Raw genomic sequence first — 19,701 nt, 5'->3', positions numbered from 1 at the left:
CATCGTCAAGGCCCCGTTGGGAAAGGCGCCTCCTCCATGAACCGTTTCAAGACGTTCAAAGTGATTCTGGAAACATTATTGTCGTAATGGTTGTGGGAGAGCGACCCGCACCATGCGATCGACGAGGTGCAAAATAGCGCGCCGCCCGCTGGCGTTTCGCCAAAGGCGAGATCGGCCCGAACGCGGGCGTTGACGTCGCCGCCCAGATTGGGCGGCACGACGCCGAACTCCTCGTTCACCAACATGATCATCGGCGAATGTTCGTCAGAGGAAGCGAGCCGGAGCATGTTCGGCGGCGATCCAAGATCGGTGGCGAGGCAGTCCAGCTCGATGCCGGCCGCGCCGCCGCCGATCAGCCCGAAATCGCCAATGATTTCGTCCTCGACACCCTCGAAGATAAAGGCCGCGCGCGGGTTGGCGGCGTCCGGCGCGCGCCGATAAAACGAACTGATGTCAAACCCCTGAGCGATGAAGCCGACGCCGCACATCACGTTCGGCGCGCGCCCGATGCGCCGCCAAAGTCCGCCATATTCGCCATTGAAGGATTGATAATATTCGCCGGGCTCCGCGATCCAGGTGCGGATGCCGTCCTCGGCGCGGCGCAGCTCGATCACGCCGGGCAGTTCATCGTGAAACGCAATCCGCCAATACCAGCCGTTGCCGCCCATATACATCAGACGCCCGCCGCGATCGATCCACGCCTTCATCGCGTCCCACATCGCCGTCGAATGATATTCGGGGTGGGTTCCCGTCAGGATGACACGGTAATCCTGGATCAGACGATAGCCGTCCTGATGCAGGTCCTCGTCGGTCACGACATCGTAGTCGACGCCTTGATGGTCGAGCCAGTCGAACAGATGCGTGTCGGCGTTATATTGATAGAGCGCCGATCCGTGGCCGCCGAGCCAGGAATGATAGCGCGGGGAATAATTGAGGTTGGGGCGCAGCCGGCTCGAATAGCAGACGCCCGAACCGTCGGCGTGGCAATCATAGAGCGAGCCGCCCAGTTCCGGATGATCGTACATGTAGAGGTCGGCATGGCCGAACGGCAGCAACCGGCCCATCTGCAGCTCCGCCCCGCGCGCGGTTATGTGTTCGCCGTGATTGGCATAGGCGAGATAGGAGGCGGTCGGCGCAAGGAACGCCACCGAAGGCCGCTTCCGCCCGGGAATCGCGCGGCGCGGCGGGCGCACGAAAAAGGCGATGTAATCTTCGCGTGTCGCCGTCTCGTCGCTGTCGCCGCAACGCACATGCAAAGCGTAGGGCCCGCTCTTCAGGCCGGCGGGAATCGTCAGCGCGACCGAGGGATCCCAGCCGGCGTCGTAGACGTCGTCGCTATGGAAATGAATGGCGCCGTAATGTTCGGGCTTGCTGGCCCAGTCATGCGCCTCGCCGGTCCAGTTCCAGCCCTTCATGCCGCGCGCCGGCAGATGGACGAGGCGTCCATGGCGCCCATGCGAGCCGATGTCGACGGCGCGCGTGGTACTTATTTCCTTTGAAAAATCCCAGCGGGCGAGCACGGCGACGCTGAGCGCGTGAGAGAGATGGGCGCGCAAGAGCGCATCGCGGGTTTCGGGCGCATGGACGCCAGCCAGAAATGTCGGGCCATCTATTTTCCCATCGAAATGCATGCCGATTTCGCCGTCCGCTTGCGGACAGCCGGCGATGAAGAGCGGCGCGTCGAACGCCGCCGGGGCGATGTCGAGGACGCCCTGGAATCGATCGCGGTCGTCGATCTGCGCATAAGCGCGCATTGGCTGCTGATCGAGCGTGACGGCGCGCGCGCCGGGATCGATCGACACGACGACCGAATACCATTGGCGCGTGAGCATGGCTTTGCCGGTCGAGATTGTGGAAACCGCGCCCGAACCATCGCCAACGGTCAGAGCGAGCCGGCCGCGGTTGATCTCGATCCTGAAACCGCGCTTGCCGGCCGAATCCCATTGCGCGGCGAGCGTCTGATCGGGCCGGTCGGGCAAGGTCGGCCAGATCATCGCAAAGAACGTGAACGGCGCCGCCGCGATCGCCGGCGCCGCCTCGGTCGTCATGTAAGAGCCGGCATCGATCCGCTGCGGCTTGCCGCGATAGCGGCCGTCGACCGCCGTCGGAACGGATCGAAACTTCAGACCGGGGCCTCCGGGATTGCAATCGCCGTGGACGACGCGCACCAGGCGCGCGTCGAAATGATCGCCTTCTTCGAGCGACACAAGGAAGGCGATGTCTTCGCCTGGCGCCACCGTATAGCGATCGGGATATCCGACGATCTTGAGCATGGCCTGTCTCTGCTTGCTGGATGAAACGTCCCCGGTCGATCGGTGGCGGCCGTCGTCAATCGCCAAACGCCTGGTTGATCGCCTCGCCGGTGAGTTTGCGCCACCGGCGCCGGAAGACTTCCCATTCCGCCTCCTCCCGACTGGCGAAGACCGGAGCGTCTTCGATGACGATGGGATCGGCGCGGTTGGGGGGCATCGTCGCCAGCACCCATTCCGCGAATGGCTTCCGGCAGACGAGGATCACCTGGAAGCCGCTGGGATCCTGGCGCATGATGGTGAGCAGCCGCATCAGGCCGGGGCTATGCGCGCCGATCGGCTTGCGGTGGAATTCCTCGATATATTGCCGATCATGCTCAGGATCGATCCGATAGACCATCGCCGCCTCCGCCCATCAGCCGCTTTCGCCGAGAACCTTTCGGCGCGCCGGCGCGTCGAGCCCGGCGTCGAAGAAATCCAAGACATCGAGGAGCCGATCAATCTTCATGTCGGTCGGCTCGAGACTTTGCCCCGATGGCGCAAAGCCAATGACGAACAGGCCGGCAGCCCGCGCCGAGCGCGCGCCGGTTTGGCTATCCTCGACGGCGAGCGCCGAGGACGGCGCGAGACCCAGAAGTTCGCAAGCCCTGCGATAGGGTTCCGGGTCGGGCTTGCCCATCGCAACATCGTCGAGACTGATCGAGAAGGCGATGCGCCGCCTGATCGCCAGCGCATCAAGATTGGCGTCGACCACACGGCGGCTCGAGTTTGATACGCAGACCTGCCGAATCCCTCGGGCCGCCAGCCCTTCAATGGCCGCGATCGCGCCGGGCAGCGCGACGATCTCCTGACTGTGTCCAGCGTAATAATCTTCGACCGTCGTCAAGAACGCGGCCTCGGCGACATCGGAGGGAAACCTGGCGGCGAGCGCGCGCCAGACGTCGCGCATATGGACGCCGCTGAAAGCCCGATCCGGCAGATCCGAGAGATCGATGCCCCAGATCGCGGACGCCGCCAGCAGCGCGCGATGATGCAGGCCCTCGCTATCCGCCAGTGTGCCGTCAATGTCCCATGCGACCGCCGACAGGTTCATGGCGCGGCTCCCGCCATCCTCCGGTAGAGATCGCGGAACTCGCGGTAGCCGGCGGCGTAGACCTCCGCGTGGCGCGGATCGGGATCGAGGCGGTCGCCCGATCCGACGAAACGCGCCACCCCGGCCCAATCATCCGTGAGACCCGCCCCGATCGCCGCCGTCCATGCGGCGCCGAGGCACGAGCCGGGATGGCCGGTCAATTGATGGATGGGCTTTTGCAGCACGTCGGCAACGATCTGCATCCAGATTCGGCTGTTCGAGCCCCCATCGGAGACAAGATATTTCTCGATGCGATGGCCGATGTCGTTGAGCACCTCGATGTGATGGGCGATCGCATAGGCATAGGCTTCGAGCAAAGCGCGCCAGACATGGCCGACATCGTGCGAAAGGGTGAGGCCGCTGATCAGGCCGCGCGCCGACGGATCGTGGATGGGCGTCTTTTCGCCAAGAAAATAAGGAAGCGCGCGCACGCCGTCAGCGCCGGCTGGCTTGGCCGCCGCCAGACGATCGAGATGCTGATGGAGCGTCAGGCCGCTCGCCGCGGCGGCGGACTTCTCGCCACCGGCGAAATGGGCGGCGAACCAATTCAGGCCGGACCCGCCTGTCGACATGCAGCCGTTCGGCACGAACAGGCCGGGGATCAAATGATAGTCGAGATAGAGGCGCGGATCGGGCCTGATCTTGTCGGTCGCAATGAGGATGTCGATCGAACCGCCGAACTTCAACAGCACATCGCCCGGCCGCGCGAGACCGGCGCCGAGCGCCGACGCGATGAAGTCGGCGGCGCCGCCAACGACGGGCAGGCCGGCGGGAAGGCCGCTTTGCGCGGCCGCGTCCGCGCTCACCCGCCCAAGAATGTCGTGCGAGGCGACTTTGCGCGGCAGGGCGCGGCGCGGAATATGGGCGAGCGCGACCAGATCGTCGGCGATCCTATGAGTCCGCACATCGACGAAGCCGGCTTCGAGCGCCCAGTTCTGTTCGACCGCGCGCTCCCCCGTCAACCGCCAGTTGATGTAATCATAGGAGCCGAACACCGTCGCAATGCGGCGGAAGACTTCCGGTTCGTGCTTCTCGATCCAGCGCAGCTTGGCGGCGACGAGCTGCTGATTGACGCCGTTTCCCGCCTGGGCGATGAACGCCGCCTCATCGACTTCGCGGCGCAGATCGGCGACTTCGGCGCCGCAGCGCCCGTCGCTCTGCTGGATGCTCGGCCGCAGCAATGCGCCGCTCTCGTCGAGGAGGACGACGGCCGGCAGCATGCCGGACACACCGATCGCCGCCAGCTCGCCAGGCGCGAGCGCGCTATTGGCCATCAATTCGCGGCTGATCGCGCAGACATTGTCCCACCATTGCAGCGGGTCCTCCTCGGCCCAGCCAGGCTTTGGCGTGTGCAGCGCGACGGGGCGCGAGGCCAAAGCGAGAACCTGATCCGGCAGGCGGATCAAAATGCCGATCGTTGAAGTCGTGCCGATATCCAGCCCTATGACACAGGCCATCGCGTCTCTCTGGTTTCGGGTTGGCGAAGGATAACCGTAACGCAAGATATCGTTCTTGCTCAGTTAAGGAATCTGCGGATTTCTTGATCAATACGCTCAAATTGCCTGCTCTCAACCATCAAGAACAAACATCGGCCTTCCGATTTATCCGCCCACAACTCGCCAATAAGGCGCTTCTCTTTCGCATCGTCGGCCGTAGCGATGTAGGCGCCCTTGTATTCCACAACGAGCACGCGCCCGTCATTCAACAACGCAACGAAATCGGGATAGAATTTATCTGACGACGTTTGCAGCCAAAACGAATGGGGCTGCTTCGATGTGTTACGGACCCATGCCTTCACGTCCGTTGAGCGCTCCAGGTAAACGGCGCAATCGAATTCCTCGCCGCTCGCCTCAAGATCGCCAACGACGCGGAACAGATGCTTTTTGAACTCGGTTCCGCCTTTGTAGGGCTGATTGTAGCCGTATCGATTTTCATCGAAGATAAGTTCCACGTCCGAACTTGTTTCGAATTCGAGCCCGCTTTGTGGAAACAACGCACGCTCGAACGCCGCGGCCTCGCGTGTGTCACGATACTTCGCGATCACCTTGACGAATGCATCGACAAGCCGGAACTTCGCTCTCGCCAGGGCGTCAAGGGTCATGCCCGTCTTGGCGGAAATCACGTCGAGCGCCTTCGTGATGAAAAGTGTCGACGACACGCGCGTAATATCGCGACGCGCCGAAGTCGGCAGTCGCCGGTCAAGCCAATTGACGAGCGCGGCTTTCGTCCAGCCACGTTCTTGCAGCGCGAGGGCCAGCTGCTCGTGAAGATCGGTCACGAATTCGACCGTCACTTTGCCGGTCGCGCTGACGTCCAAATGCGCTTCATCGAGTCCGGGTTTTGGCGGCGCGAAAAAATCCCGAAGCGACGTCGGGTCGCATTCTTCTAATTTCCAAGGGATATCGAGGAAATGCGCCCGGTCGAACAATTCCAGGCCCTTTTGCGAGCGGACAGCGAGGCGCGGCACAGCGAAGCGAGGTGCCTCATACGTAGCGCCGGTCGTTTTCAGCCGCGCCCCGCGCGATTTATGCACAAGCGATTCGATCGCCTTCGCCGCCGCCGTCGGCATCGCGCTTAACATCGCGTCGCGGTCGTAGTTGTTCAGCGCGCCGTGCGCTCGGATCACACCCGATTCGATGTCGACCTCGACGCGGCCGCCCGTGGCCGTCTCGACGTTCGTCTTGAACGAAGTGGCGTCGATTCCCTCGGGGATCGGCTCGTCAAAAATGAATGCTGCGCCGCCTTCCTCGAAGCCCCTGAAGGACTCGGCGACGGCGCGCACGAGCGCTCGCGCCTCGACGCGCTCGAAGCCGTTGCCCACGAGCCCGTCGCGAAGCGTCGCGGCGGCGTTCAGGAAGCTTGTCGTGGTCGCAAACGCAAAGGCGCGGTTCAAGTCCTCACGGCGCTTGCGTGTCGCACGCGGAAGCCGAAGCACGCGCCCCAAGAGCTGCTCAACGGCGCGCGGCGATTTTTGCTCGGCGACCGAACAGAGCACATAGGCGAAGGAGCAATCCCAGCCCTCTTTCAGCGCCTGTTGCGTAATGATGAACCGCACCTTGCAATCGCGGTCGAAAAGGTCGACGCCTTCAAGGCCTTTCGTCTCACCGGTAGCAACAACGATGTGCTCTTCAGGCGCACGAAAATCCGCGATAAGCAACTTCTTGACTTCCTCGGCGTGAAGCGTCGGCCTGTCCTTGGATTTCGGTTCGGCCTGAATCAGCATGACCGGGCGAACGAATTCGCCGGTCTCCTTTTCTTCGGCGCCGGCGAGCGTCACCAGTTCGTCCAGCCATGCGATGGCGTCGCCTAGGGTTTCCTTCGGGTCGGAGCGTCCGCGCAAGATCACCGGCAATTTGATCATATCCGCCGCTCTTAACTCAGCAGCGGACACATGATGCAGGATATTCGACGCGTAAACGCCCCTTTCCGGCTTGTGCTCTTCGGGCGTGACTGGCGTCGCCGTGAATTCGACGATGAGCGCGGGATTGAGCCTCGCCAGCGTGTCGAAGGACAAATCCGTTCGCGCGTTATGCGCTTCGTCGACGATCACCATCGGGCGGCGCGAGCGCAGCACGTTGGCGAGCGAGGGAACCGGATCGCCCGACGGTCCAATTTCGAGCGTGGCGCGCAAGCCTTCGGCAAGACTCGTGAAGTGGTCCATGAGTTCGCCGTTGGCGTCATAAACCTTGCGGCCTTCTGTCTCATCGACGCGGAAAGCCTGAATGGTCGCGACAATCACGACCGCGCCGCCGTCATAGTCGGCGCGTTTAGCGTAGAGCGCATCGGCGACGGTCATAATGCGGACGTTCTCGCCGAAGCGATCGGCGAGTGCGCGGCGGTTCGGATGCGCTCGATCCTGCAACGTCGCCAAGGTTTGATCGCGGATCGTCTGCGACGGTGTCAGCCAAAGCACCGCCGGCGCATCGGTGCGAAGAAAACTATCGGCGGCGACCTTCACGGAATGCGCGGCCAGTATCGTCTTGCCCCCGCCGGTGGGGATGCGAAGACAAACGTAGGGCAGACCCGGCATGGTCGGCGGCTGCACGAAGGGTCGCTTCGTGATGGCGTAGAAGGCGGTATCCGCTTCCCCCAGTTCTACAACCTTTTCGAGGAAGCGCTGAAGAGTCGCAAGCGTTTGAAGTTGATAGTCCTTGAGGACGAAGAGGGGCAAAGTCATTCTGTTCCCCCTTTCGGCCGATTCTTGCCTCCCGCCTTCAATGCTTTGCCCGTCGAAATTGCGCGCGTCGCCTCCCGCTCGAAATCACTTTCAAAAGCGCGATCTTGGATCACCCGGAAGGCGGAATATTCCTTCTCGGCCAGTTCCTTTGCGACGGCATGGGAAACCTTGCCCGCGTCCTGCAATATTTCGTATTCGTTGAACGCGAGAAACGCGTCGAGCTTCGCCGCCCAATCATTCATCCGCATCGCGATTTGGCGCGCCGCCTGGTTTTCTGCATAGTCGAGATACATCGACACGATGCGCTCAAGCCCCTTGATCTCGGCCTCGCGCATGTAATTCTTGGCGATCGAAACGTCCGATTTCAGGATTTTGCCGTCTGGCGCATTCTTCCAGGTTTGCAGCCCCATGTTCGGCTTCGAGGCGTCGGCGCGCGCGCCGACGATTTCCGCCGCCGTTTTTCCGGTGATCGCCCAATGCAGCTTGTTTTGAACTGTCTTGAAGAAGGTCTGCGTGACTTCGGCGTCACTGCTATAGTCGATGCTGCACTGCTCGTAGATATCGGTGATCTTCAGATAGAAGCGGCGCTCGCTCGCCCGTATCTCACGGATACGTTCGAGCAGTTCGTCGAAATAGTCTTTGCCGAATTTCTTGCCTTGCTTCAGGCGCTGGTCATCGAGCGCGAAGCCCTTGATGATGAATTCGCGCAGAACCGAGGTCGCCCAGATTCGAAATTGCGTCGCCTGTCTGCTGTTGACGCGGTAGCCGACCGCGATAATGACGTCGAGATTGTAGAAGCTCGTGAGATAGCTCTTGCCGTCGGCGGCAGTCATCCGGAATTTCCGGATAACTGAATCTTCGGCGAGTTCGCCGGTCCTGAAAATGTTTTTCAAATGTTCGTTGACCGTGCGGACGTCCACCTCGAAAAGCTCGGCCATCCGCTTTTGCGTAAGCCAAAAGCTTTCCTCTTCAAACAGGACTTCGACCCGGATAGCGCCGGCCGACCCGGTATACAGAAGGATTTCGCCTTCACGCGGCGGCGGCCTGTCCGCCATGCTCACAGCCCCTCGATTTGATAGGGAATTTGCTTGAACGTGACCCCATGGCGTGCGAGCCGCTCGTCCGGAACCGTGCAACCTTCGCCATAGACGATGCGCACACCGCCAAAGCCCGGCTCGGGCGAGGGGAGGCTTGCCAACATGGACACGGTCAGGACATTGCCCGCGTTTGCGCTCGCGACGCCGATTGCTTCGGCGGAATGCAGCAGGAAGATCGCGCGGCCTTGGAAGACGCCGATGAGCGGCGACGATCCGTCGGCGCGGCGCGGAATCGGCGAGCCCGTTTCGCAAAAGAAGACGTGCGCGGCGAGGTCGGCGTAGGTGACGGCGGGGCTCACATTGCCGTCGGCGTCGAAGAGAGGATCGCCGAGGGTGCAGAAACGGAAGCCGGAGCTGATGCCTTTAACACGATCCTTTGTTCCGTCGGTCTTCTCTCGATCATAGCCTTCGATGACCCTCTGTAACCGCGTCGCAGTGACCGATTGACAAATGGTCGATTCCATTTCGATCAATATGAATCTCCGCCCGTCTCCCTCGCGAGCGACTGCTACCCCCGTTGTCCCCGAACCCGCGAATGAATCGAGAACAATATCGCCTGGTTCGGTGCAGAGCTGCACAATGCGAGCGATCAATGAAATTGGCTTCGGCGTGGGGAACAGATTGTCCTCGCGCCCAAATATATCGATTAATTCTCTCTTGGCGTCCTGGTTGTGACCGACATCAGAATGCAGCCAAATCGTGCTCGGGCGAACATCGCCCACTTTATCCAGAAATCGTTTGAAACGAGGCGTCGTGTTCCTTCCAGTCTTGCCCCACCAAATTAAACCCTCCGCGACGTGACGCCTGTGCTCTTCTGGAGAGTAACGCCACACTGCGGTTCTTGAAGGCCAAATCTCTTCCCCGGTATTCGGCTGAATGAGCGGATAGAAACTCTTCGGTCGTTCGTCGCTGTTCTTATTGGCTGTATAATTGTCTGACTGCCAAGGGCCGCGCGGATCGTTGTCAGGATTTTTATAAAGCGAATTTTGCTTAGCTGTTCGCTTCAACCCTTTCGGTGACCAATTCCTCCTGTCCTTGGCAATAAACAGGATAAAATCGTGCTCTTCGGAAAACCATGTCGCGTCTCCTGCGGGCGAATAGCGCTTCTGCCAAATGATCGTGCTCACGAAGTTTTTCGAACCAAATATGTCGTCAATGACCGAACGGAGTCGGTGTGCCTCGTTATCGTCACAACTTATCGCCAGGATCCCATCGTCTCGCAGAAACTCCTTCAATAAGCGCAATCGCGGATACATCATGCAAAGCCATTTGTCGTGCCGCGACAGATCCTCCGCCTCCTTGCCCACAACTGAGCCCAGCCACGCCTTGATTTCCGGCGAATTGACGTTGTCGTTGTAGACCCAGCCCTCATTGCCGGTGTTGTACGGCGGGTCGATATAGATGCACTTCACCTTACCCGCGTAATAGGGAAGCAGCGCCTTCAGCGCCTCAAGATTGTCGCCCTGAACCAGCAGATTGCCCGCGTCCGGATCGCCGACGCTCTTGTCCTTGTCGCAATGAATGAGTCGATAGGGAACCTCGCGATGATGATTCACCACCGCCTTCTTCCCAATCCAATCCAGAACCGGCATTCGCAACCCTCGCCTTCGATGAGCGACGCCAATCAGCCACCCGAACGAATCAGTGAAGTATCCTATTTCCGCCGCTTCCGGAGAACGAGGCCATATCTCATGCAGGGGCCACGCCGCCGAGTCGCCGTCAAGCGGCTGCGCCGCTTCTTCGCTGCGCTACGATCCCTTCGGGATGACTGCGTCTCGTCAGCGTGGCGTTTTGCATCCATGCGCTTTTGGTGAGCGACGCGGCCTTGAGGCCGCGCCGCTCACCAAAAGCGCATGGGAGGCCAACAGCCAGCGCCGCGCGGAGGCGTCAAGCCGTCGCGATGCGAAGCATCGTCGATCTGCGAAGCGACCGCGTAGCGGCTTGACCTTGACGCCGAGCACGGCGATGGCATCGCAACGGTTGGGAGGTCTTGGTTTTCGCCTGTCGACCCCCCCTCAGCTACACGTCGTCAATTGCAACGCGCAGGAGCCTGTCGTCCAGCCGCGCACGGAATCTTTGGGGCCGTCCGAGGGGAGCGTGGGGTTCAGGCGATCGCCATTGGCGTTGAGGGGGACCTCGACGCGGAACCAGGAGCCGGAGCAGCCGAGAATGGCGCGCACGCTGACTTCCGAGGGGCCGAAGGCTTCGCCCGAAAGCACGACGACGTCCGCGGCGTCCGGGTCCGGCGCCGCCTTCAGCGTCGGCGTGCGCAGGCCGGTGGCGATCAGCTTTCCCGAAACCCAGCCGCGCCCGGCATAGAGCTTTGGCGTATTTTTGGGCAGGTGATAGTCGGTGTCGTAATAGGCGCCTTCGATCAGGAACCAGCCGTCCTGCGTTCCGATCACGCGGAACCGCGGCAGGATGGTTCCCATCGCCGGCTCGGTGCTTTCCACCGGGGGCAGACGTCCGAGAATGCGCGCCCCGGCGCTCGGAGCCTCGCGAATGTTGAGGCCAGCGGGATCGGGATCATGCGTCAGGGCGTCGAAGGCGCAAGCGGCGACGCCCGGCGGCAACGATTTAGACGCCTGGTTCTGGCCGAACGCCGGCGCCTGGCAGAGCCCGGCGAAGGCCGCGAGGCCGGCGAAAGCCAGCAGCGGCGCCCGATAAGTGCAAGCTTTCCTTTGTTTCCTGTTCATGTGACCTCGCCTATCGCCTCCAGGACACAGCGTCCGCCTGGTTCCGTCAAGCGCCTTACGGGCCGATGGCTCGAAGGAGCCAGCGCCCTGCCCTACGACCGGCGCGGGCGCTTGCGCGCCGGCGCCACAAGATCGGCGGCGTGCACAAAAAACACCTCGCCCTCGCTCTCGGCCGTATCGAGCCAGATCAGCGGCAGGGCGGGGAATTCCGCCTCGAGCCGTGCGCGTCCCGCGCCGATTTCGCAGATGAGGACGCCATCCCCAGTCAAATGCCCCGGCGCTTCGCGCAGGATGCGGCGCACGATCGCCAGGCCGTCGCCGCCGCCCTCATGGGCGAGGCGCGGCTCGGCGGCGAATTCCGGCGGGAAGGCGTCGACCGCCGCGGTCTCGACATAGGGCGGATTGGTCAGGATCAGGTCGTAGCGCCGCGCGCCCAGCGGCGCGAAGAGATCGCCCTCATGCAGCGCTATGCGTGCGCCAAGGCCATGGTCCTCGACATTGCGGCGGGCGACCGCCAGCGCGTCCGGCGACAGATCGACGGCGTCGATCCGGGCATGGGGGAAAACCCGCGCCGCCAGGATCGCCAGCGAGCCGCCGCCCGTGCAGAGGTCGAGGAGCGTTGCGATTTCGCCGGGGTTTTCGATCAGCGCGCCTTCGCCGACGAGGCCGCCGAACAGCAATTCGCCGATGAAGCTGCGCGGCACGATGACGCGCTCGTCGACATAAAAGGGCTCGCCCTGGATATAGGCGCGGTTGACGAGATAGGCGGCGGGTTTGCGGGTGGCGACGCGCGCTTCGATCAGGGACATGAGGCGCGCGCGCTCGCTACGCGTGAGCCTCGCGTCGAGGAAAGGATCGAGCGTGTCGATGGGCAGATGCAGCGCCTCGAGCAGCAGGAAAGCCGCTTCGTCGACAGCATTGGTCGTTCCATGGCCGAAGGCAAGCTGGGCCTCGTTGAACCGGCTGACCGCATAGCGGAAAAAGTCGCGCAAACAGACGAAGGTTTCGAGGATCTCGTCATGCGCGGGATTTGTCGCAGGATTGGGCAACGCCGCGCCTCAGGTCTGGCTATGATAAGAAAATGGCCGGGGGTGGGCCCGGCCATCTCCGTCGGAAACATCAGGCCGCCGGTAAAACGCGGCGGCGAAAGCCGATTATTTGGCTTTCTTCTTGCATTCCGAGCGGAATTTCTTGCGCGCCGTGCCGTGCAGGCCCTTGGCGTCCGCTTCCTTCGAACATTCGACCGACGCGGCGCTCAGCGGCGCGGGGGCGGCCTTGGCCGGGGCCGCGGCGGCCGGCGCTGCGGGAGCCGGCGCGGCTGTCTGGGCGAGGGCGACGCCGCCCATCAAGAAAGCGGTCATGGCCGCGGCGGTGGCAAGGCTGATGATCTTCATGGTTAAAAATCTTTCCGGTTTGAACAAATCTCAGGCGCTCGCCTGGAACCCAACGCTCCGCGGAGGCGACCTACACACGCGTTATAGAGCCAGGCTGCGGTTGCAGACAAGTCCGACCCCGGCATCGCGCGCCAATGCGTCGCTGCGCTCATCGCCCGCTTCCCGGCCCGAATCCGACACTGGACGACGCAATTTTGTGGCTTGCTGACAGGCCCGATGAGATATAAAGATATATTTATGTCTAGTAGACCCCCCGCATTTCATCCACCGGCGCCCTTGGGCGTCGAGGGCCTGTTGGCCGGCCTTGAGGCGGCGGGCGAGATCACCCGGCTGCGTCTGCTCAATCTGCTTTGCGAGGCGGAACTCACCGTCAGCGAACTCGTCGCCATTCTGGGCCAATCGCAACCGCGCGTCTCGCGTCACCTCAAACTGCTGGTCGAGGCGGGGCTCGCCGAGCGCCAGCGCGAAGGCGCCTGGGCTTTTTTCCGGCTTGCCGACGCGGGCGGCGCTTTGGCGCGCGACCTGATTGCGCGCCTCGATCCCAATGATCCCCTGCTGGTCGCCGATCGCGCGCGGCTCGACATGACGCGTGAGGCCCGGCGCCGCCAGGCCGCCGCCTATTTCGCGCAGCGCGCCACCGATTGGGACAATATTCGCGCGTTGCACGCGCCCGAGGAACGGGTCGAGGCCGCGATCATGACGATGATCGGCGATAAGCCGATCCGCGCCGTGCTGGATCTGGGCACCGGTACGGGGCGCATGCTCGAACTGATCGCCCCCTTGGCCGAGCGCGCGGTCGGCGTCGACCAGAGCACGCCGATGCTGGCGCTGGCCCGCTCGCGCATCGACCAGAGCGGCCTGCATAATGCGCAATTGCGCCAGGGCGACATTTACGCGCCGCCCATCGAGCGCGATTCCTACGACCTGGTGATCATTCACCAGGTCCTGCATTTTCTCGACGATCCCGCGCGCGCGATCAGCGAAGCGGCGCGCGCGCTGAGGCCGGGCGGACGTCTGATCCTCGTCGATTTCAAGGCGCATGACGAAGAAGTCCTGCGGCAGGATTACGCCCACCGCCATCTCGGCTTTAGCCAAGTCGAGATCGAGAGCTACCTCAGCGACGCCGGCCTCGCCGCCGTGCAGACCCACGAAATCATCCCGACCCCCGGCGAATCGGCGAACCTGACGGTCGCGATCTGGCTGGCGCGGGACATGCGTTTCCAGACCGCCGATTCGCCGCCCGCCACGCCGGCGCGCTACACCGTGGAGATTGCTTGAATGGCCGCCAGTCCCATTCGTCTCAGCCGCTCGGGCGCGCCGGTCCGCGTCTCGTTTGAGTTTTTTCCGCCCAAGACCGAAGAGATGGAGAAAACTCTTTGGGAGGCGATCGCGCGCCTTGAGCCATTGGCGCCCAATTTCGTCTCGATCACCTACGGCGCCGGCGGCACGACGCGCGAGCGCACGCATGCGACGGTGGCGCGCATCGTCGAAGAAACGACGCTGAAGCCGGCCGCGCATCTCACCTGCGTCGGCGCCTCGCGCGCCGAGATCGACGAGATCGTGCGCGGCTATTACAGCGCGGGCGTGCGCCATATCGTGGCGCTTCGCGGCGATCCGCCGGGCGGTCCTGACGCGCCCTACCAGCCAAGCCCCGATGGCTATCGCACGACCGCCGAACTGGTCGCCGGCATCAAGGCGATTGGCGATTTCGAAGTCTCGGTCGCCGCCTATCCCGAAAAACATCCGCAGAGCCCGAACCTCCTGCACGACATCGACCTCCTGAAACGCAAGGTCGACGCCGGCGCCGATCGTGCGATCACCCAGTTCTTTTTCGACAACAGCGTCTACTTGCGCTTTCTCGACGTCGCGGCGGCGGCCGGGCTCACTATCCCGATCGTGCCGGGCATCGTGCCGATGCAGAATTTCAAGCAGACTGCCGGCTTCGCCAAGCGCACCGGCGCCAGCGTGCCGGCCTGGCTCGCCGAACGTTTCGAAGGGCTCGACGACGATCCCGTCACGCGCCGTCTTGTGGCGGCCGCCGTCTGCGCCGAACAGGTCGTCGACCTCATCGACCGCGGCATCGAGGACCTGCATTTCATCACCATGAACCGCGCCGATCTCGTCTTCGCGATCTGCCATCTGATCGGCCTGCGGGCGCGCGACTTTTCGCCGGCCTCCCAGGCGCGCGCGCCTGGCAATGGCCAGGGGCGCGCGGCGACCGCTCAGGCGGCGCAATAGCGCGCAGCGGGCAATTTCCATCGTTCCACCCGCGCGGCCCCTCAGCTCGATTTGAGGACGTTCATTCAAAGAGCGGGCGTCCGAAAAAGGCGGCAGCGGATGGCCGCGGAATAGCAAAGGATGCGAAACGGCCCGACGAAAACCGGGCTAAGTCCTTGATATCCGCCTCCTCGGAAGCCCATTTCCTTCCGCATTTCTCGCGGTATCAAAGGGTTAGGTAGCATTGTCCTTCCGACCGCTATTTTTTGCCCCGTTTCGACAGGCTGATTCACGAAATCAGAAGCGCCGGCGGTCCTTTCGCGCCTGCCCGCGCAGACGCCTAGGGATCGTCGGGCGACCTTCCCGCATAGATTCCCTTGGATCGAAAGTACGTTCACAATACCACGAAAAAACAGAAACTGCCAGATTGATGTTCTATCGAGCCTCGCTGTGGCGGAGCCGCTGGCCGGGGAAGCCGTCGAGGGCGTTCACGAACTGCTCGTCGCCGGAGAGGTAGCCCCACTCGGCGAGAGGGGCGATGAATGCGCCGTCGCCGTGACTGCAAAATGCCGATCCGCATCTGCAAAGAAAAGATCAGAAACTGGTGGCGACGACCTGGATTTGTTGATTGGGTTCGCCGAAAACGGTGACCGTCCAATCAGCGTTCGGGGGCTGCGCGATGGGGATATCGCAGATAAGGCCTGTAGCGGTTTTGGCTTGAACGCATGGCGCGGCGGCCCCGCCGAAATCGACGACCAGCTTGATGCCCTTTCCGGACATCGGAATCGTATCGACTCCGACCCGAACCCACGAGGCGTCGGCTGGAACTTTGACCGGATGGCTCCAGGCGCCCACTTGATCGAGAGGCTCATCGCGAAAAAGGAGGAGATACCTTGTGTCGTCGTTGAGAACGGGGCTCAAGACGCGGCCGGCTTTGATGGCGGCCGGACTATCCGGGTTCGTTGGCGTGGGATGCAATTGAAGCTGGGGCAATATCCAATCTTTTGCAAACCCGGACACGTCCACAAAAATGGAGGTGTCGCCCTGCGTACAATCACTCATTGTCGAAGCGACGCCTACGATCGCCCACGCTCCGCCTATCCTGGCGAATAAGGGGCCGCCGGAATCGCCGTCACAAATGCTTCCGGTTCCTGCCGCGGATCCGAAATGGCCGCATATCAGGGCCTGCTTCTTCCGGTCGCCGGAGCATTCAGCGCGCACAATCTTCGTGTAAGTTTTTATGCCAGCAGCCTCGATGCCAGGATCCCAGATGCGGGCAGGCGCTTGGGGCTGCCCGCTGGCGTCAATGACGAGGGCGTTGCTATGCACGCCGAACCCGACCGACGTCAGCTCGGAATAATTTCCAGCCGCGCCGCTCAAATTGAGCGAGGCGGGCAAAATTCCGGAAATCCTGGACTCCAGAAACACTAGAGCGAGATCTCCGACAGGAGGACCGACAGGAGGCCCACTGTTGTCGTGAAGCACGACATGGTCGGCGCCGCCCAGCTTCTCTATCTTGACGAAGCCATAATGTTGAAAGAAAGCGCCGACAAGTTCCCTGTGAGGGCACGGCGGCTTCTCGCTTATCGCAATATTGCATTTCTCGATGCAATGGCGCGCGGTGAGCAAGGCGTTCGGCGCCACCAAAGTGGCGGTACAACCCGCAGCCTCCCATCCCTCAAAGGCGTCCGTATAAAATAGGGCTGCGACGGACGGATAATCAACCGAAATATGGTCCCTGATGAGAAGCTGTATGTATCTTTCAAGCCATTCCGGACGGACGGCGCCCGGGCTTGGAGATGTCGTCAGCACAGGGCTCCCTGGGTTGCCCTGCAAACCCGGTATGCCTGTCGTCGGATCGCCGTTGAAGACCTCTTCCGTGCGCTGATCCATCGCCTTGAAGTTTGCCGCGACATCCGGCGATTCTAACAGGCCGGTCATTTGGTAGTCTGGGGTTATTTTTATTTGGTTCTGGAATTGCTTGAAGTATAGCGAAGCTGCCTTAAAGTTCGTCGCTGTTGGAGCGGGGGCGCCATTCCCTAACGGCTGGCGGCCATGGGTTTGGATGAGAGCCGGTGCGGATGGGTTAAGGCCGAACGTCGATCCGCCTGGTCCCTGCCCCGGCATTTCGGGCGGCGCATGGCCAGGCTGAAACGGATCAAATGCATACGGGCTCCTCGCAATGGCCTCCCTCTCTCCGATGACGCGGAGCGATTTTGCGAACGACCCCACTTCCTGCATCAGAGTCATGCGCGCCAAATCACCGCTGGAATCCGCCGCCGGCGCCGCAGACGGGCGCGCCTTATCGAAAATCCCATCGGCTGCGGGCGGCGAGATTGTTTTTAGCCCTGGACTGCCGGGAGCCCAGCCTGGTCCCTGATTGGCGATGGCGCCTGAATGGGGAATGGGGACGGCGCCAGATGGAGGGGCGCCTCCTGCGAATCCGCTATTTGGCGCTTGAGGGGCGGGCGCCGCCGCGAATTGCGGCGGGCATGGAGGCTTCTTTCCATTCTTGCAAAGATAGTTCGACGCTCCCGCGGCGATCATGTCGCTCACCAGTGAAAATGCCCCTGTGGCCTGCAACGCGCCATCGGCGTCCGTTGTCGCGGTCGCCGGCCCACTTGTCGCGTCCGGCGGACCGGATAAGACGGCGCCTGTCGCGTTCGGAATGACAGACCCAATAGTGACAATGGGTATTCCGGCATCCTTGAGAACATGCACCGCATTGTTGAGGGCGCTCGTGTCGCTGCGATCCGCCACAAACAAGATGCCGTCGACGCCTATCCCGCGAAGATCGTCGATCAATGCGACCGCGTGATCCAGATTGTTGTCGTAAGATTCGGTGATAACTTTCTTATTTGCTCTTGCGGCGGCCTTTTCGACCGCACTCCTCATCATCTGATAGTAAGCCGACGCGCCGCTGGGAATGATCAATCCAATGGACGCCGCGCCGGCGTGATGAAGCTGCGCGGCCAACCCAAGCAGAATGAAGGCTCCGATAAGAAGGAGCCGCTTCCGGGCGGCGCGCGGACGGAACAAATGGGCAAAGCGCATGGCAACCCCGAATTTAATGGGATCGATCATCGAACGCCCGTTCGGCGGCCGAAGTTCGCGGCAATCGGTTACGGCGGCGGCAACAGCTCCCGCAACGTGGCGTTCAGGGCTGCAGCGTTGATCGCCTGCTGATTTCCATCGGGCGCTTTTGCCGCCGATGAAGGCCCGAGCACGATCGACAAGGTTTGGGTATTATTGTGCGCCAGGTTCAACAGGGCCGGCGAAGTCGCGGACTTGAACCGCGCCAGGTTCCAACTCGGCGTCGCGTTGATGCTTGTCGCGACGACAAATTGAACAGTGTGCGTGATGCTATCAAGCGGAGGATCTTCTTCGGCCTTCACCGGCTTTTTGTCTTCGCCGACCGTCAACAGACCCGGGCAGACTTTGGTCACATCGTAGATTTTTCTACCCGTATCAGCGGCGATGCCTTCTTGCTTCTCCAGCGTCGAGATCGCGACATTGACTTCGTCAATTCGACCGTTTGCGACGCCGCAATAGGAAGAGTGCGCTCCATCGGGACAAACGCCTCCGTCAGCAATGTTCTTGATTGCGTCGCGTATCGACAAAATAAGCCCGCGCGCTTCGGTGAGTTTTTGATCGGCCAAATTCACCGCGTTATTGTACGCCGTTTCATCCTCCGCCGGTAACGTTGGGCAGAGTTTTGGATCGTTCTTTGCATTTTTATAGATCGGCGCGATGATCTTCTTCAAATTCGATTTCAATTTGTCGAGATCAGTCGCTCGCTGTTGTTTCGGATCGATTTTCCCTTCCAATCCTGTGAGAGAGGTCTTGATGCAGGCGAGGTCTTTACAGTCCGAACCGCCGGCCGCCGCCTGCGCCCCAATATTCACCGGGTTCACGGGAATCGGCTTCGTCGGGCCGGTTGACGATGCCGGCGGATGCACCCCCGGGCGCAGATAGCGAAATCCTTGGCCTGCTTCGCATGTTTGCAGCGGGGCTTGTTCGCCGGTTGGGCCTCGGCAAAGTGTCGGGCCGAGGGCCGATTCGGTCCAGTCTTCAAGGCCAAGACCGCCCTCCAGAAACGCGCCGTCTCCCAATTCCTTGCCCCGATGCGTGCAGAATTTGTACTCCGCTTCGGTCTGTTCCCGCCTGATATCGAATTCGTCGACAAGCTCGGCCATCGACATGGAGAATTGAATATCGTCGGTTCGCACCGCCTGCGTCGTCACGCCCCCGCCGATGCCGAGACTAAAGCTCTGGGTAATGGCGGAGGCGCCTGGAGAATAGGTTGCTGGAACCTTGCCGATGGGCACGGAACTGGCTCCCGCCGCCGCGTTATACGCGTTCTTCAACAGATCGGTGAAGGTGACGCCGGGCGCTACGCTTCCCTGCTCGTTAAGCACCAATTCCAGCCGCACCGTGGCGTCCCATTGCGAAAGCCAAAAGCGCGGATCCTTTTTGTCGAACGTCGGAAGTTTTGATTTGTCCGCGCCGCCCTTGGCCGGCGCCGGCGAACTTACAACCAGCGGCAGGTGATCTTTCATCGCCCAGTAGAGTTCGCATTTGACGCGCTTCACCACGTCAAGCACCAGCACCTTTGGATCGCCGGTCACCGGAGCGTCGATCGGCGAATCGAACGACGGGACGCGAACACAACTCTCAAGAAGAAACGCGGCGACGGCCGCGCACGCGATAGTACGAATCAACATAAGGTTTCTCACAAC

The 19,701-nt window shown here is 61.9% G+C and carries 14 protein-coding genes and 1 pseudogene; 2 read left to right on the top strand and 13 right to left on the bottom strand.

Annotated elements, in window-relative coordinates; all coding sequences use genetic code 11:
• Positions 1 to 5: 5 nt before the first annotated feature.
• From GSQ90_RS22875 to GSQ90_RS22830, 10 genes are all read right to left on the bottom strand, one after another.
• Positions 6 to 2,273: a LamG domain-containing protein gene (locus GSQ90_RS22875; RefSeq protein WP_158817185.1), complete on the bottom strand. Its 2,268-nt coding sequence runs from the start codon at positions 2,271 to 2,273 to the stop codon at positions 6 to 8.
• 55 nt (positions 2,274 to 2,328) lie between these two features.
• Positions 2,329 to 2,649, bottom strand: coding sequence for a hypothetical protein (locus tag GSQ90_RS22870; RefSeq protein WP_158817184.1), 321 nt, complete (start codon positions 2,647 to 2,649; stop codon positions 2,329 to 2,331).
• A gap of 15 nt (positions 2,650 to 2,664) precedes the next feature.
• Complete coding sequence (locus GSQ90_RS22865; protein WP_158817183.1) at positions 2,665 to 3,342, bottom strand: HAD family phosphatase; 678 nt, start codon at positions 3,340 to 3,342, stop codon at positions 2,665 to 2,667.
• Positions 3,339 to 4,838, bottom strand: a complete 1,500-nt coding sequence (locus GSQ90_RS22860) for an FGGY-family carbohydrate kinase (RefSeq protein ID WP_158817182.1) — start codon at positions 4,836 to 4,838, stop codon at positions 3,339 to 3,341. Before GSQ90_RS22860 ends, GSQ90_RS22865 begins: the two co-directional genes overlap by 4 nt.
• 59 nt (positions 4,839 to 4,897) lie before the next feature.
• Positions 4,898 to 7,558 carry a DEAD/DEAH box helicase gene (locus GSQ90_RS22855; protein WP_158817181.1) on the bottom strand — a complete coding sequence of 887 codons (2,661 nt, stop codon included), beginning with the start codon at positions 7,556 to 7,558 and terminating at the stop codon, positions 4,898 to 4,900.
• On the bottom strand, positions 7,555 to 8,613 hold the full coding sequence (locus GSQ90_RS22850; RefSeq protein ID WP_158817180.1) for a virulence RhuM family protein: 1,059 nt from the start codon (positions 8,611 to 8,613) through the stop codon (positions 7,555 to 7,557). The genes GSQ90_RS22855 and GSQ90_RS22850 overlap by 4 nt, the downstream gene beginning before the upstream one ends.
• Before the next feature lie 2 nt (positions 8,614 to 8,615).
• Positions 8,616 to 10,247 carry a site-specific DNA-methyltransferase gene (locus GSQ90_RS22845; protein WP_158817179.1) on the bottom strand — a complete coding sequence of 544 codons (1,632 nt, stop codon included), beginning with the start codon at positions 10,245 to 10,247 and terminating at the stop codon, positions 8,616 to 8,618.
• Positions 10,248 to 10,670: 423 nt separating this feature from the next.
• Positions 10,671 to 11,351: an SH3 domain-containing protein gene (locus GSQ90_RS22840; RefSeq protein ID WP_158817178.1), complete on the bottom strand. Its 681-nt coding sequence runs from the start codon at positions 11,349 to 11,351 to the stop codon at positions 10,671 to 10,673.
• 92 nt (positions 11,352 to 11,443) lie between these two features.
• Positions 11,444 to 12,400, bottom strand: a complete 957-nt coding sequence (gene prmB, locus GSQ90_RS22835; RefSeq protein WP_158817177.1) for a 50S ribosomal protein L3 N(5)-glutamine methyltransferase — start codon at positions 12,398 to 12,400, stop codon at positions 11,444 to 11,446.
• A gap of 105 nt (positions 12,401 to 12,505) precedes the next feature.
• The gene (locus GSQ90_RS22830; protein ID WP_158817176.1) at positions 12,506 to 12,745 is read right to left on the bottom strand and encodes a PsiF family protein; all 240 of its coding nucleotides are present in this window, start codon (positions 12,743 to 12,745) and stop codon (positions 12,506 to 12,508) included.
• Positions 12,746 to 12,982: 237 nt separating this feature from the next.
• Here GSQ90_RS22830 and GSQ90_RS22825 point away from each other — a divergent pair, with 237 nt between their 5' ends.
• Together GSQ90_RS22825 and metF are read left to right on the top strand one after the other, a co-directional pair.
• Entirely contained in the window at positions 12,983 to 14,023 is a 1,041-nt protein-coding gene (locus GSQ90_RS22825) for a metalloregulator ArsR/SmtB family transcription factor (protein WP_158817175.1), read from the top strand.
• Entirely contained in the window at positions 14,024 to 14,983 is a 960-nt protein-coding gene (gene metF / locus GSQ90_RS22820) for a methylenetetrahydrofolate reductase [NAD(P)H] (protein ID WP_158817174.1), read from the top strand. It begins immediately after the preceding gene.
• A 573-nt stretch (positions 14,984 to 15,556) separates the two neighbouring features.
• Here the strand turns inward: metF and GSQ90_RS22815 are convergent.
• The 3 genes and pseudogenes from GSQ90_RS22815 to GSQ90_RS22805 all read right to left on the bottom strand — a co-directional run bounded on the left by GSQ90_RS22815 (position 15,557) and on the right by GSQ90_RS22805 (position 19,698).
• Positions 15,557 to 16,903 (bottom strand): trypsin-like serine protease, encoded by a 1,347-nt coding sequence (locus GSQ90_RS22815; RefSeq protein WP_158817173.1) that lies wholly within the window; start codon positions 16,901 to 16,903, stop codon positions 15,557 to 15,559.
• Positions 16,904 to 17,638: 735 nt separating this feature from the next.
• Positions 17,639 to 17,857, bottom strand: a pseudogene (locus GSQ90_RS32910) (hypothetical protein); the annotation flags it as partial.
• Between the two features lie 227 nt (positions 17,858 to 18,084).
• A complete protein-coding gene (locus GSQ90_RS22805; RefSeq protein WP_158817171.1) occupies positions 18,085 to 19,698 on the bottom strand; it encodes a hypothetical protein in 1,614 nt (537 codons plus the stop codon).
• Positions 19,699 to 19,701 lie beyond the last annotated feature (3 nt).

It is taken from the genome of Methylocapsa sp. S129 (assembly GCF_009765995.1).
In the GTDB taxonomy this organism is placed as follows: domain Bacteria; phylum Pseudomonadota; class Alphaproteobacteria; order Rhizobiales; family Beijerinckiaceae; genus Roseiarcus.
This window is presented reverse-complemented; position numbering and strand designations above follow the sequence as displayed.